The sequence below is a fragment of the Rugosibacter aromaticivorans genome (assembly GCF_000934545.1).
GTDB lineage: Bacteria > Pseudomonadota > Gammaproteobacteria > Burkholderiales > Rhodocyclaceae > Rugosibacter > Rugosibacter aromaticivorans.
This window is the reverse complement of record NZ_CP010554.1, coordinates 2,025,761-2,040,349: the sequence shown is the minus strand read 5'-3', so window position 1 is coordinate 2,040,349 and position 14,589 is coordinate 2,025,761. Positions and strand designations below refer to the sequence as shown.

At 56.3% G+C, this 14,589-nt stretch carries 14 protein-coding genes; 9 read left to right on the top strand and 5 right to left on the bottom strand.

Annotation, left to right across the window (positions count from 1 at the left end; translation table 11 throughout):
* Positions 1-16: 16 nt before the first annotated feature.
* Positions 17-1,564, bottom strand: coding sequence for an NAD(P)/FAD-dependent oxidoreductase (locus PG1C_RS10180; protein WP_202634676.1), 1,548 nt, complete (start codon positions 1,562-1,564; stop codon positions 17-19).
* A complete protein-coding gene (locus PG1C_RS10175) occupies positions 1,561-1,998 on the bottom strand; it encodes a GtrA family protein (RefSeq protein WP_202634675.1) in 438 nt (145 codons plus the stop codon). Before PG1C_RS10175 ends, PG1C_RS10180 begins: the two co-directional genes overlap by 4 nt.
* 139 nt (positions 1,999-2,137) lie before the next feature.
* Here PG1C_RS10175 and PG1C_RS10170 point away from each other — a divergent pair, with 139 nt between their 5' ends.
* A complete protein-coding gene (locus PG1C_RS10170; RefSeq protein ID WP_202634674.1) occupies positions 2,138-2,365 on the top strand; it encodes a sulfurtransferase TusA family protein in 228 nt (75 codons plus the stop codon).
* Between the two features lie 46 nt (positions 2,366-2,411).
* Here PG1C_RS10170 and PG1C_RS10165 read toward each other — a convergent pair whose 3' ends face one another.
* Positions 2,412-5,441, bottom strand: coding sequence for a valine--tRNA ligase (locus PG1C_RS10165; RefSeq protein WP_202634673.1), 3,030 nt, complete (start codon positions 5,439-5,441; stop codon positions 2,412-2,414).
* 264 nt (positions 5,442-5,705) lie between these two features.
* Between PG1C_RS10165 and pcnB the strand changes: the two genes are divergently transcribed.
* The 6 genes from pcnB to panD all read left to right on the top strand — a co-directional run bounded on the left by pcnB (position 5,706) and on the right by panD (position 10,117).
* Positions 5,706-7,082 carry a polynucleotide adenylyltransferase PcnB gene (gene pcnB, locus PG1C_RS10160; protein WP_202634672.1) on the top strand — a complete coding sequence of 459 codons (1,377 nt, stop codon included), beginning with the start codon at positions 5,706-5,708 and terminating at the stop codon, positions 7,080-7,082.
* 3 nt (positions 7,083-7,085) lie between these two features.
* Positions 7,086-7,586, top strand: coding sequence for a 2-amino-4-hydroxy-6-hydroxymethyldihydropteridine diphosphokinase (gene folK / locus PG1C_RS10155; protein ID WP_202634671.1), 501 nt, complete (start codon positions 7,086-7,088; stop codon positions 7,584-7,586).
* 6 nt (positions 7,587-7,592) lie between these two features.
* Positions 7,593-7,946 (top strand): DMT family protein, encoded by a 354-nt coding sequence (locus PG1C_RS10150; protein ID WP_202634670.1) that lies wholly within the window; start codon positions 7,593-7,595, stop codon positions 7,944-7,946.
* A complete protein-coding gene (gene panB, locus PG1C_RS10145; RefSeq protein WP_202634669.1) occupies positions 7,943-8,758 on the top strand; it encodes a 3-methyl-2-oxobutanoate hydroxymethyltransferase in 816 nt (271 codons plus the stop codon). Before PG1C_RS10150 ends, panB begins: the two co-directional genes overlap by 4 nt.
* Positions 8,758-9,594 (top strand): pantoate--beta-alanine ligase, encoded by an 837-nt coding sequence (gene panC, locus PG1C_RS10140; RefSeq protein WP_202634668.1) that lies wholly within the window; start codon positions 8,758-8,760, stop codon positions 9,592-9,594. Before panB ends, panC begins: the two co-directional genes overlap by 1 nt.
* Before the next feature lie 139 nt (positions 9,595-9,733).
* Positions 9,734-10,117, top strand: a complete 384-nt coding sequence (gene panD / locus PG1C_RS10135; protein WP_202634667.1) for an aspartate 1-decarboxylase — start codon at positions 9,734-9,736, stop codon at positions 10,115-10,117.
* A 134-nt stretch (positions 10,118-10,251) separates the two neighbouring features.
* Here the strand turns inward: panD and PG1C_RS10130 are convergent, their stop codons facing one another.
* A complete protein-coding gene (locus PG1C_RS10130; RefSeq protein ID WP_202634666.1) occupies positions 10,252-10,503 on the bottom strand; it encodes an EAL domain-containing protein in 252 nt (83 codons plus the stop codon).
* Positions 10,504-10,552: 49 nt separating this feature from the next.
* Positions 10,553-10,993: a Cd(II)/Pb(II)-responsive transcriptional regulator gene (cadR, locus tag PG1C_RS10125; RefSeq protein ID WP_176805111.1), complete on the bottom strand. Its 441-nt coding sequence runs from the start codon at positions 10,991-10,993 to the stop codon at positions 10,553-10,555.
* An 85-nt stretch (positions 10,994-11,078) separates the two neighbouring features.
* Here cadR and PG1C_RS10120 point away from each other — a divergent pair, with 85 nt between their 5' ends.
* Both PG1C_RS10120 and lspA read left to right on the top strand, forming a co-directional pair.
* Positions 11,079-13,484 (top strand): heavy metal translocating P-type ATPase, encoded by a 2,406-nt coding sequence (locus tag PG1C_RS10120; protein ID WP_202634665.1) that lies wholly within the window; start codon positions 11,079-11,081, stop codon positions 13,482-13,484.
* A complete protein-coding gene (lspA, locus tag PG1C_RS10115; protein WP_105934542.1) occupies positions 13,481-14,575 on the top strand; it encodes a signal peptidase II in 1,095 nt (364 codons plus the stop codon). The genes PG1C_RS10120 and lspA overlap by 4 nt, the downstream gene beginning before the upstream one ends.
* Positions 14,576-14,589: the final 14 nt, after the last annotated feature.

Here is a 14,589-nt window from a genome sequence, read left to right as displayed (position 1 = left end):
TAAGGCGCTGCACGGCTCATGTGGGATCAGACTTTTTTTCTTCGTGATACTCCTCTTCCACATTCACCGACCATATTCCTGACTTGTCGGTTGAGCCCGCCAGAATCGCCTCTACCGCCAGCTTGGCGGTAACCATCGAGTGATCTTGATTGTTGTAGCGGTGCATGCCGTTGCGACCGACGAGGAACAGATTGCTGATGCCATCAGTGAATTCACGCAGGGTATCGAAGCGGTCGTAGCTGCCGAAATAGGCCGGGTAGGCTTTAGGTACGCGGGCGACGCGCCAGTCGAGTGTGTCGGCGGGGTCGATGAGGTCGATCTTCGCTAGTTCGGCAATGGCGAAGCGCGAAAATTCTTCATCATTCATGCGCCAGAGTTCGTCATCTTCCTGGCAGAAATATTCGAGGCCCATCCAGATCGTGTTGGGGTCGTTGACCAGCGCCGGGCTCCAGTTGTTGAAAATTTGCAGGCGGCCGATTTTGACATCCGGTTCCTGGATGTAAATCCAGGTGTCGGGCAGCAGGTTGAGCGGTGGTTTGCCTTCTGGTCGTGGTTTGAGTTTTTTCAGCAGCAACCCCATGGTGATGAAATCGCGGTACATCAGGCCGTTTGCCACGGTGCGCACTTCGTCGGGCGCTGGTGGTTGCAAGGCTTGCACCATGTCGCGCATGGGCATGGAGGAGATCACCCAGTCGCCGTGCCACCAGCGCCGACTTTTATCCGCGTCTTCGGTTTCGATGGCGACGATGCGATTATTTTCCTGTTTAAGCGTGATGACTTTCAAGCCAAAGTGAATCTCGCCGCCTTGGGCACGCAACGCTTCGGCGGCGATGCGCCACATCTGGCCGGGACCGAATTTGGGGTAGAGGAAGCGCTCGATCAGGCTGGTCTCGGTGCCTTTTTGCGCTACGCCCGCAGCGTTTTTACCAGCGGGGAAAACGATTTTTTTTGCCGCATGGAGGATGGCCTTGGTGATCGACAAACCCTTGATGCGCTGCGCGCCCCATTCCGGGCTGATGGCGCGGCAGGCGACACCCCAGACCTTTTCGGTGTAATCCTTGAAGAAGGTGCGATACAACTCGCCGCCGAAACGGTTGTAGAAAAAGTCTTCGAGATTTTTTTCCGGCTTGCGCGGGAACAGGCTGGCCCAAATGTAAGCGACGCCGATGCGAACCAGCCGCACGGGGCCAAGGTTGGCCATGGTTTTTTTTGATAGCGAAATCGGGTAATCGAAAAAGCGGCGCAGGAAATAAATGCGCGACAGGCGTGGCCGGATCAGCAGGTGGCGGTCGTTCTGCGGCATCTGCGAAAAGCCGTCAGCATCTTTGTCGGGCGCGGGCGGCATCATCTGCCGCCACCAGTCCATCACCCAGTCGGATTTGGAAAAGAAACGATGGCCGCCGATGTCCATGCGGTTGCCCTTGTACTCGATGGTGCGGGAAATGCCGCCGACATCATCAAGGGCTTCGAGCACGATGGGTCGGATGTCGGAGTTTCTGGCAAGCTCAAGCGCAGCCGTCAGGCCAGCGGGGCCGGCACCGATGATGAGGGCGATTTGCATCATGGCAGTATTCCCCTGGGGGTAGCAGGTGTCTGGGGGGGTGAAAAAAGCAGCCAGCGACGTAGCGAAAAATTGAAGAACAGGATGGCTGCGGTTGCTATGATTTTTGATAACAGGTAATAAAGACCGGCATGCTCTGTTAATAACCAGAGCAGCAAATTGTTGAGCAAGAGCCCTATAAAACCAATCGCGCTAAACACCATGAACTCATGCCAGCGGTTTGGCATGCGGCGAAAATCAAATACCCAAGCCAGGCAGAGCAAGTAGTTGGTGGTAAGACCGACGCAAAAAGCGAGCGAAGCAGAGATGAGGTAGTGGATGCCGACATACTCTGTAAGGTAGTACAGAAAAGCAAAGTCAACCGCAAAGCTTAATCCGCCAACGCCCAGATAGCGAACGAATTGCCGGGTGAGCAGGGAAGAGAAATTCATTTTCATAAGCGAGTTTGCGCAAGGATCAGTGTCAGGTAGTGACGTCTCTCGTGACAACTGGTTTTCAGGTAAATTACGCGTAGTAGACTACTTGATGCCCGGCTATTTCGGGGCGTATCCATCTCGCGATAAGAGGCGTAAAAAAATGAACTTCGATAAAGAACTTGATGCGCGTGGCTTGAAATGCCCGTTACCGATTTTACGTACGAAAAAGGCGCTGGTTGAGCTAACGCCCGGTCAGGTATTGCGAATACTGGCGACAGACCCTGGCTCGGTACAAGACTTTGCGGCATTTTCTCGCCAGACCGGCAACACCTTGCTCGGCAGCCAAAACCTTGACGGTGAGTTTGAGTTTTTTATGCAGCGCAAATAATCGGCATCAATACGCAATATTCAGTACTCAGTGAGTCGATCCGCAATCAACTTGAAATCAGCCGCGAGATTTGTGCGCTCAGCTTCTCTCGCAGTGCGATAAATCCCGCCAGCCGTTCGCGTTCCTGCGCTACAACCGGGGCCGGTGCGCGTTCGACAAAGCTCGCGGTTTGCAGCTTGTTTTCGGCTTTGACGATTTCACCTTCAATACGGGCAAGCTCTTTACCCACGCGTTCTTTTTCAGCGGCGACATCAATCTCGATTTTCAGCATCAGGCGGAACTCGCCGACGATTTGCACGGGAGCATCGGTTGCGGGCAGGGTATCGACGACCGTTACTTCGGAGAGCTTCGCCAGCGCGGCAAGATAGAGCGCATAGTTTTGCAAAGTTGCCGTCTCACCAACGCCAGCGCGGTACTTGCTCTGCACTACCTTTGGGTCGCTTTCGGGAACTTTCTGAAGGTTGTTTCCACCCGAGCCGATCAGCGGCACTTTTTGTGCGGGAGAGATGTTCATTTCGCCACGCAGGCTGCGGCAGGCAGTGACCATCTCTTTGAGCGTCGCGACCCAGGCTTCTGCTGCCGCGTCGATAGCGATCTCGCTGGCTTGTGGATAGTGTTGCAGCATGATGGATTCGCTGCCATCCGTCGGCGCCTTGCCGGCAATGGGCGCCACCTTTTGCCATAGTTCTTCAGTGATGAACGGGATCAATGGGTGCGCTACGCGCAACACTGCTTCCAGCACACGAATCAGGGTACGCCGCGTGCCGCGTTGCTGCGCTTCGTTACCCTGCTGGATTTGCACTTTAGCCAGCTCCAGATACCAGTCACAATATTCATCCCAGATAAATTCGTAGATGGCTTTGGCCAGAAGGTCGAAACGATAGTCGGCAAAGTGCTTGACGACTTCGGTTTCCAGTTTTTGTAACAAGCTGATAATCCAGCGGTCGGCAGGGGACAACTCAAGCGGGCCAATGCCGCCGCATGCTGCATTTTCACGGGATGGGGCGATGCCGCAGTCCTTGCCCTCGCAGTTCATCAGCACGAAGCGTGTGGCGTTCCACAGCTTGTTGCAAAAGTTGCGGTAACCATCGCAGCGATGCATGTCGAACTTGATGTCACGGCCGGGGCTGGCCAGGCTCAAAAAGGTAAAGCGCAGCGCATCGGTGCCAAAGGCAGGAATGCCATTCGGGAATTCCTTGCGCGTACGTTTTTCAATTTTTTGCGCATCTTTCGGGTTCATCAGCCCCGTGGTGCGTTTTTTCACCAGGTCTTCCAACGCAATGCCGTCGATCAGGTCGATCGGATCGAGCACATTACCTTTCGATTTGCTCATCTTCTGGCCTTCCGCATCGCGGATCAGGCCATGAACATACACGTCGCGGAAGGGAATCTTGCCGGTGAGGTGCTTGGTCATCATCACCATGCGCGCTACCCAGAAGAAGATGATGTCAAAACCGGTGACGAGCACGGTGGATGGCAGATAAAGATCGAGCGAGGGGTTGGATTTTTCGGGATACTCGGGCGTCCAGCCGAGCGTAGAAAATGGCCACAAGGCAGATGAAAACCAGGTATCAAGCACGTCGTCGTCCTGACGAATGCCCTTCTGCCTCAGAATTTCTACGACCTCTAGTCCTGTCTCTTGATTCTCAATGTTGGCGTCTGACTTGGCTCTGTCCGTCATTTCGGCAAGGTGATTCTCGAACTGCTCTAATGCATCCCTTTCAGAGTGAGTAACAAATATGGTACCCATTGAGTCGTACCAGGCAGGAATGCGATGTCCCCACCACAACTGGCGGGAAATGCACCAGTCCTGGATGTTGTTCAGCCACTGGTTGTAGGTGTTCACCCAGTTTTCGGGGTGGAAATGCACCTCGCCATTGGCGACGACTTCCAGCGCCTGTGCAGTGATGCTCTTGCCGTTCGCACCGGGTTCACTCATGGCGACGAACCACTGGTCGGTGAGCATTGGCTCAATCACCGCATGCGTTCGATCGCTTCGCGGCACCTTGAGATTGTGCTTGTCGGTTTTTTCCAGGAGCCCCAAGGACTCCAAATTCGAAACGATTAACTTTCTTGCTTCAAAACGATCTTTTTCAATAAATTCGTTCGGGAGATCAATACTGGGTTCGATCCCGCCATCGGAGCGTAATACGGTTGCAGTTCTGGAGATTCGTCCGTTGAGGTCGATAACTACAATCATCGGTAGCTTGTGCCGCAGCCCTATCGCATAGTCGTTGAAGTCATGCGCGGGCGTGACCTTCACGATACCAGTTCCAAATTCCTTGTCCACATAGCTGTCAGCAATAATCGGAATCTCGCGGTTGCACAGCGGCAGAATAACGTGCTTGCCAATCAGATGTTGATAACGTTCGTCGTCGGGATGCACCATCACCGCCACGTCGCCAAGCATGGTCTCCGGCCGCGTCGTGGCTACTGTCAAACTGCCGCTGCCATCGACCAGCGGATAGCGGATGTGCCACATCGAACCTTCTTCTTCCTCGCTTACCACTTCGAGGTCGGATACTGCGGTGCCGAGCACCGGGTCCCAATTCACCAGCCGTTTGCCACGGTAGATCAGACCTTCGTTATAAAGACGCACGAAGGTTTCGGTGACGATTTTCGACAGTTCTGCATCCATCGTGAAGCGTTCGCGCGTCCAGTCAGGGCTGGTACCTAGTCGCCGCATTTGCTGCGTGATGGCGCCACCGGAATACTCCTTCCATTCCCACACTTTCTTGATGAATTCTTCGCGGCCCAGATCATGGCGCGAAATGCCTTGCGCATCGAGCTGGCGTTCGACCACAATTTGCGTGGCGATACCGGCGTGATCGGTGCCCGGCTGCCACAAGGTGTTATCGCCGCGCATGCGGTGGTAGCGGGTCAGCGTATCCATGATGGCCTGGTTAAAGCCGTGGCCCATGTGCAGCGTGCCGGTGACATTGGGCGGGGGCAGCAGAATGCAGAAATTATCGGTTTTAGTCGTGTCCAACCCTGCCGCAAAGTAGCCGCGAGATTCCCAGATCGGGTACCAACGCCGTTCAATTTCAGCAGGTTCAAAGCTCTTGGCAAGTTCCATGGGGCACGCAGATGGCAAAAAACACCAATTCTAGCGGAAGCCAACGGGATAACCTGTGTGCTTCATCGCTGCGATGACGATTTAGCTTTGCGTTACGCCGGCTTTCGCCTGCATTGCAACTCGACTGTGCCGCGTTTTAGCTCCGGCCGCTTCGCTTAACGTTGATAAGGCCCACGTTAGCCTGCATTGCAACTCGACTGTGCCGCGTTTTCCGTTATCATTGCGCCATTGCAGACTTTGTTCTATGTTGCGTCCTCTCTTTTCATGATCCGTAAGCTGTTTCACCGCGTTTTTCGTCGCGGTAGCCCGCTGCCTTCTGGTAAGCCGGGGTTGATTCCTCTTGCTCGCCACGGTATCCACCGTGAGCGCGTTTCGCCTGGCGCGCGGCGCACGTGTGAGACTCTCCAAAAAGCTGGCTACACGGCGTATGTGGTGGGCGGTGCGGTGCGTGATTTGATCGCAGGCATTGAGCCGAAGGATTACGATATCGCCACCAATGCCACGCCGGAACAGGTGCGGAGTTTATTTCGCCGCTCACGCATTATTGGCCGCCGGTTTCAGATTGTGCATGTGATGCAAGGCAATGAAACACTCGAAGTTTCCACCTTTCGCGCCGCGCATGATGCGGAGACAGTCAAGGATGAGCATGGTCGCGTGTTGCGCGATAACGTGTTCGGCTCAATGGCAGAAGATGCCGCGCGGCGCGATTTCACTGTGAATGCGCTGTACTACGATCCCACGACGCAAATGGTGCACGATTACCATCATGGTGTAGCAGATTTGAAGCAAAAAACACTGCGCATGATCGGCGAGCCGACCGTGCGCTACCGTGAAGACCCTGTGCGCATGCTGCGCGCAGTGCGGCTTTCCGCCAAGCTGGGGTTGACGCTTGACCCTGCTGTGCGCGCGCCGATCCGCGAAATGGCCGGACTGATGGAAAACGTACCGGCGGCGCGGGTGTTTGACGAGATGTTGAAGTTGCTCTTTTCCGGCCATGCCGTGGAATGCGTCAAGCGCTTGCGCGATGATGGGTTGCATCACGGTTTGTTGCCGCTGCTGGATGTGATTCTCGAACAGCCGCTGGGCGAAAAATTTGTTTTGCTGGCTTTAACGAGCACCGATGCGCGCGTCAAGGCGGGCAAGTCGCTCTCGCCGGGTTACCTGTTTGCCACACTGCTGTGGCACGAAGTGCTGGCCAATTGGGAAGCACGCAAAGCGCGTTGCGAACTGCCTACGCCGGCGCTTTATGAGGCGATGGATGAAGTGCTTGATCTGCAGGGCGAGAAGCTCGCCATCACACGCCGCATCGCGGGTGACATCAAGGAAATATGGGCTTTGCAGCCGCGCTTTGAAAAACGTGCTGGAAAATCGCCCCATCGTTTGCTGGAGCAGGCACGCTTTCGCGCGGCCTACGATTTTTTAGCCTTGCGCGCAGAAAGTGGCGAGATTGACCAAGAGCTCGCCACCTGGTGGCACGATTTTCAAATGGCTGATCTTGCCGAGCGCGAGGCCATGCTCTTGCCCGAGAGCGGGCCGAAAAAACGCCGCAGCCGCAGCCGCACCAAAAAGATCACAGGTAACTCGACCGATGGGGAGGGCGATTTCACTGCGCCCGCCGCCAGTGCCAATCCCGAAGCGTAAGCTGTGGATGAGCCTTGCTCTGTAGCCTGCGTCGCTTATATAGCACTGGGCGCTAATTTGGGGGATCCGCTGGCCACGGTGAAGGCTGCTATCGCTGCCTTAAACCAACTGCCGCAGTCGTCCCTGGTTGCCGCTTCATCGCTGTATCGCACCGCGCCCATGGGTTTGACGCATCAGCCGGACTTTATCAATGCCGTGGTGGAGATGATCACCGTATTGCCAGCGCCGACTTTTCTCGCCGAGTTGTTTGCCATCGAAGCGCGCTTTGGCCGTCAGCGTGGCGTACCCAATGCACCACGCACGCTGGATCTTGATCTGCTGCTGTATGGCGATTTGGTGCGCTGTGATGCGCAACTTACCTTGCCACACCCGCGTCTGCACGAGCGGGCATTTGTGCTGGCACCGCTGGCAGAAATTGCGCCGCTGCTGATTATTCCGTGTTTGGGTGCTGTCAGTGACCTGCTGGCGCAATGCGCTGAACAGCAAATCGAACGGCTACATTAATAAACCATGCCGCATATTCCGGTCATCTGGCAAACTGCCTTGCTGCTTTCCGCATCGAATGTCTTCATGACTTTTGCCTGGTATGCGCATCTCAGAAATCTAGACGATAAGCCTTGGTGGATTGCTGCGTTGGTCTCGTGGGGTATTGCGCTCTTCGAATATCTACTGCAAGTGCCGGCTAATCGCATTGGCTATCAGGAATTGTCTCTGGGGCAATTGAAGATTTTGCAGGAAGTCATCACGCTGATGGTATTTATTCCCTTTGCGGTTTTCTACATGCGCCAGCCGCTCAAGCTGGATTATTTTTGGGCTGCTTTGTGTATCCTAGGCGCTGTTTATTTTATTTTCAGATCGCCATGACTTATCTCGCTGCAAATAAACCGATCACCCTGCCTGAGCTGTTGCGCATGAAGAAGGAGAGCGAAAAAATCGCCATGCTCACCGGCTATGACGCCAGCTTCGCCGCACTGGAAGACCGTTGCGGGGTAGATGTGATTCTTGTCGGCGATTCGCTCGGCAATGTATTGCAAGGTAAAACATCGACTTTACCTGTAACCATGGATCACATGGTGTATCACACCGAATGCGTTGGCCATATGGCGCAGCGCGCGATGTGTGTCACGGATATGCCTTTTGGCAGTTATCACGAATCGAAAGAGCAGGCTATGCGCAATGCCGTGCGGCTGATGGCGGCGGGTGCGGAAATGGTCAAGCTGGAAGGTGGCGAAGCCATGGCTGAGACGGTGCATTTTCTGGTCGAACGCGGCGTGCCGGTGTGCGCGCACATTGGTCTCACGCCGCAATCGGTGCATGCGCTCGGCGGTTACCGTGTGCAGGGCCGGGGTGATGCGGCTGCCGCGCGCATGAAGGCCGATGCGCTTTTACTCGAGCAAGCGGGCGCGAGCTTGATGGTGATGGAAATGGTGCCCGCAGATCTGGCGGCTGAAATAACCCGCATGCTGCACGCTTGCCCGACGATTGGCATTGGCGCAGGCAAGGATTGCGATGGCCAGGTGCTGGTGCTGCATGACATGCTCGGCGTGTATCCTGGCAAGAAAGGCCGCTTCGTCAAGAATTTCATGGCCGAAGCGAAAAGTATCGACGGCGCGGTCACTGCGTATGTCAAGGCAGTCAAAGACGGCAGTTTCCCCGCGCCGGAGCATTGTTACTAATGCAGGTACACGCAACCATTGCCGGCCTGCGCGCGGCACGTGCTGCGGTGAGTCGTGGACAACCCGTCGCGGTGGTGCCGACCATGGGCAATCTGCATGCGGGGCATATTGCGCTGATGCACCAGGCGCGCGAACATGCCGATTGCGTCATCGCGACCATCTTTGTCAATCGTCTGCAATTCCGGCCGGGTGAGGATTTCGAAAAATACCCGCGTACCTTCGCCGCCGATTGCGCGCAACTGGAAGCCGCAGGCGTTGATCATCTGTTTGCGCCCAATGAGGCCGAGATGTATCCGCAGCCGCAGACGTATTACGTGGAGCCGCCGCCGGAACAGGTAAACATTCTGGATGGTGAGTTTCGCCCTGGGCATTTTCGCGGCATGGCGACGGTTGTGTTAAAGCTGTTGCAAATCACACAGCCCGATGTGGCGCTATTCGGCAAGAAGGACTACCAGCAATTAATGGTGATCCGCAATATGGTGGCTGACTTCAATCTGCCCGTACAGGTGATTGGTGGTGAGACTGTGCGGGCGGACGATGGCTTGGCGCTGTCGTCGCGCAACGGCTATCTCTCAGCGGCCGAGCGCGCCGAAGCGCCGCGCTTGTTTCAGGTGCTGACCAAGGTAGCGGCTGCCGTGCGTGCAGGAAATCTTGATTCCAGGCAGCTTGAGCAGGAGGCAATGGCTGAATTGCGGGCCCATGGCTGGTTACCGGAATATGTTGCATTGCGTAAAAAACTTGATTTACAATTCGCGTCCGCTCACGAATCCGGACTGGTGGTGTTGGCAGCGGCGCGGTTAGGTGGCACGCGCCTCATCGACAATCTGGAAGTTTAGGTCACTGCGATGCGCTCATGCCGGTGGTGTGCCAGTAGCGAAAATGAATGCGCCAGCTGTGGATGTGGCGATGTGATATGTGGCGATGTGATGTATCTCAATGGTAATTGCCTCCCCTTTGCATGAGAAAGGAACGACAATGCAGCGCATGATGCTGAAATCAAAACTTCACCGTGTTACGGTGACACAAGCCGAGTTGCACTACGAGGGCTCCTGTGCGATTGATGAAGATCTGCTTGACGCAGCGGACATTGAGGAATACCAGCAGATCGACATTTACAACGTGAATAATGGCGAACGTTTCACTACCTATGCCATTCGTGCAGAACGCGGCACTGGCACCATCTCGGTAAATGGTGCCGCCGCGCGCAAGGCAGCACCGGGCGATCTGTTAATCATTGCCAGCTATGCAATGATGAACGAAATCGAACTGGTGAATTTTGAGCCGGGCCTGGTGTACGTGGATGCAAAAAACCGCATCACACATCATGGCAAGAAAATTCCGACGCAAGCCGCTGCCTGAGTCAGTTCTTGGCATTTAAAAAGCCCGCGCTGTTTTGCAGCACGGTTTTTTATATTTCCATCTTGTTCAGAATTTCTCCAGTCCTGTTGTCGACGTGACTGGATCATCCCGAAAGACGCGATCCATAACAACCCTTAAGACTGGATTTTCAAGCCGGATGTATCGGCAGGCTTATATTCCGCACAAAATTCAATAAACGAGACCAGATTCATGGGTTTGGCGATGAAGTAACCCTGTGCTGTGTCACATCCCATGCTTTTAAGCATATCCCAGTCCTGTTGGGTTTCCACCCCCTCGGCTACGCTTTTGATGAGCAGCTTGTGCGCCATGTCGATGCTCGATTCGACCACGATGCGCAACGCCTCATTGTCAGCAAAGTCCTTCACAAAAGGGGTCGCCTCAGAAAACGGAAAATAAAGCACGCTAAGCCCTTACTTACCCAGATGTTTGACTGTTCGTGGCACTTTCACCATGGCAATTGCAATTGCCCAACCCTTGCAAAATGCCGCACGCCTCTACAGATCGAGAGCCAGAACACTTCTCGCGCAAATCAACCAAGTGCCGCTTTAACTGCAACAGCGCGGACACACGCATTTCCACCTGTTGAATATGGGCCTCCAGCAGCGTGTTGACCTCCCCACAGTCCTGCATCGGGTTGTCTCGCAGACCCAGCAATGCCCGAATCTCGCGCAACGTCATGTCGAGCGAACGGCAATGACGGATGAATTGCAAGCGCTCAATGTGCGCCTCACCGTACAGGCGGAAGTTGCCACCGCTTCGCGCTGGCTTCGGCAGTAGCCCTTCCTTCTCGTAGTAGCGGATGGTCACGACCTCGCATCCAGAGCGCTTGGCGAGGTCGCCAATTCTGATTTCCATGCCTCAATCTCCATTTATCGCTTGACTCTATAGCGACTATAGAGATTTTAATGGGGGCTGTACAGACGATTTAAAGGAGTTATCCATGAGCGAATGCGCTTCAAAAGGGTGTGGCTGCTCGGCTGGGCCGATCACCCAACCCCCGGCACAAGCCCCGCAGACAACCGAATCGGCTCAAGCGGTGTACCGCATCGAGAACATGGATTGCCCCACGGAAGAGGCGCTGATCCGAAGCAAGCTGGCCGGGCTGGCGGGTGTGGCAGGTCTTGAATTCAACCTGATGCAGCGTACTTTGGCCGTTCGGCACGAACTGCCTTCGCTGTCACCCGTTGAGCAGGCGCTAGCCGCCATCGGCATGCAAGCCGTGCGCATGGATCAGGCATCGACCGAAAAAACAACCAAGCTGTCCATTGCCAAGATGGATTGCCCGACCGAAGAGGCGTTGATCCGCAAGAAGCTCGGCACAATGGCCGGGGTTGCTGATCTCGATTTCAACCTGATGCAGCGCACGCTGTCGGTACGCCATGCGGACCATGTTCTGCCAGACGTGCTCGTGGCACTGCAAACACTTGGATTCGAGGCGCAGGTAATGGACACCGCAGAGGCCGCATCGCCGTCCGCGTCCCCTGTGACCACGCCGACTAACTGGTGGCCGCTAGGCATCTCCTTGCTCACTGCATTGGCAGCCGAGGCGGTCTACTGGCTCCACAACGGCAATCATTGGTCGGTTGTCGTTCTGGCGCTCGTTTCGGTCTTCACAGGTGGCCTCTCCACCTACAAAAAGGGTTGGATCGCGCTCAAGAACCTTAATCTCAACATGAACGCCCTGATGTCGATCGCCGTCACGGGTGCCATGTTGATCGGTCACTGGCCCGAAGCGGCGATGGTGATGGTGCTCTTCGCGCTGGCCGAAGTGATCGAAGCCAAGTCGCTGGATCGCGCTCGCAACGCAATCCGTGGCCTGCTCGACATGACCCCGGAACAGGCCACAGTGCAACAGGCTGACGGCACATGGCGCGAGGTGAGCGCAAAGCAAATCGCCATTGGCAGCCGCGTCCGGGTCAAACCGGGTGAGCGCATCGCCCTTGATGGTGAGGTGCTTGAAGGCCGTTCTACAGTCAACCAAGCCCCGATCACGGGCGAAAGCCTCCCGGTCGAAAAATCCCCCGGTGACCCGGTGTTCGCAGGCACCATCAACGAATCCGGGTCATTCGAGTATCGCGTCACCGCCGTGGCCAGCAACTCCACACTGGCCCGCATCATTCACGCCGTAGAGGCTGCTCAGGGGAGCCGTGCGCCGACTCAACGTTTTGTCGATCAGTTCGCCCGCTGGTACACGCCCATTGTGTTCGGCGTTGCCATCGCCGTCGCGTTGTTGCCGCCGCTGTTCATGGGTGCGGCATGGCTCGACTGGATCTACCGTGCATTGGTTCTGCTGGTGGTCGCCTGTCCCTGCGCGCTGGTGATCTCTACGCCGGTCAGCATCGTCAGCGGCTTGGCCGCCGCCGCCCGCCACGGCATCCTCATCAAGGGCGGCGTCTATCTGGAAGAAGGCCGCAAGCTGCGTTGGCTGGCTCTGGACAAGACCGGCACGATCACGCACGGCAAGCCCGCACAGACCGATTTTGTCACCTGGGGCAATGCACTCGCCTCGGACAGCCGCAGCATCGCGGCCAGTCTGGCAGACCGCTCCGACCATCCTGTATCCAAAGCGGTGGCACAAGCCGCGCAGACGGATGGGGTTGCCTTGCTCGACGTGGCCGAATTCAACGCGCTGCCCGGTCGGGGTGTGCAGGGCCAAATCAACGGTGAAACCTACCATCTTGGCAACCAGCGGATGCTCGAAGAGCTGGGGCAGCGTACTCCCGAGCTGGAACAGCGCATCGCGGCGCTGGAAACCATGGGTAAAACTGTCGTGATGTTGGTCAGCGCAAAAGGGGTTCATGCCTTATTTGCCGTAGCGGACACCATCAAGGAAAGCAGCAGGAGCGCCATTGCCGAGCTTCATGCACTGGGCATCAACACCATGATGCTGACCGGCGACAACCCCCACACGGCACAGGCCATTGCCGCACAAGCCGGGATCGACCGTGCGCAAGGCAATCTGCTCCCAGACGACAAACTGCGCGAAGTTGAGCTACTGGCCATAAAGGGCAAGGTCGGCATGGTCGGTGATGGCATCAACGATGCCCCGGCCTTGGCGCGTGCGGACATCGGCTTTGCCATGGGAGCGGCTGGCACAGATACCGCCATCGAGACCGCTGACGTGGCCCTGATGGACGACAACCTGGGCAAGATTCCGACCTTCGTGCGCCTGTCGCGTGCGACGGCGCAGGTGCTGATGCAAAACATTGTGCTGGCCCTTGGCATCAAGGCAGTATTTCTGGTGCTGACCTTCACGGGTCAAGCGACCATGTGGATGGCGGTGTTTGCTGATATGGGGGCCAGCTTGCTCGTCGTTGGCAATGGCTTGAGGCTGTTGCGCAAATGAGCTGGAAATTCTTTCTTTACGACTGGGGTGGTCTGAACATCGCGTTGTTCCAAGCCATCAACATGAGCACACCTGCAGCGCTGGAACCGCTGGCATCGTTCTTCAACCTTGTGATAGGCAACTACTGGACTGCGCCACTGATGCTCTTGGCGATGTGGGGATGGTCAAAGTCGGCACCTGACCCAACGCGGGCCGATGCCATCAGGTACAGACTCAGAGTCTTTAGCGTGGCCTTTGCGTTGGCATTTCTCGTCGCCACCATCTTGAAGCTATGGATCGACTTTCCACGCCCGCCTGCCGTTTTTGGCGACATGGTGCGCGTTATCGGGGGCATCGAACGACACTACAGCCTGCCCAGCGGGCATGCCACCTATGCGGCGCTGGTGGTCGGAGCGCTCTGGCCTTTGATAGGCCGTCGTGGCCGCATCGGCTTGGTGTTGTACGCCGCATTGGTCGGTTGGTCACGCATCGCAGCCGGAATGCACTTCCCTGCCGATGTGCTGGCGGGGTGGGTACTTGGATTGAGTTGCACGGCGCTCGCCGGGTGGCTGATGCCGCTGGCCGCCCCTGTGTGGCAATCGGCTCGCCGCACATCGACTTGGGTCTGGTTCGCAGTGGCCGCCAGTGCTGTCATGACCGATCAGCTCGCAAAGTTCGCCATCACCCGCACGTTTGCCTACGGTGAACAGGTCGAAGTCACGCTCTTCTTCAACCTCGTCCATGTCCTGAATCCCGGCGCGGCATTCAGCTTTCTGGCGAACGCTGGCGGCTGGCAACGTTACTTTTTCATGGCGCTGGGTCTGGTCGTTTCTGCTTGGCTGGGTCGCATGCTGTGCCAGCAGCGGCCACGCCTCGAAGCGGTGGGCTACAGCCTGATCCTTGGTGGTGCGATCGGCAATGTCGTGGATCGTGTGCTGCGTGGATCGGTTGTCGATTTCCTCGACTTCCATTGGCAGCTTGTGCACTGGCCCGCCTTCAACCTCGCTGATGTGGCGATCACATCGGGCGCTGCTTTGCTCATCATGCAGATGTTGACCCAAGGCAAGGCACTGGACACCGGAGTAAATGAGAATTATAATCATTCACAATGATATAATCCGAGAAT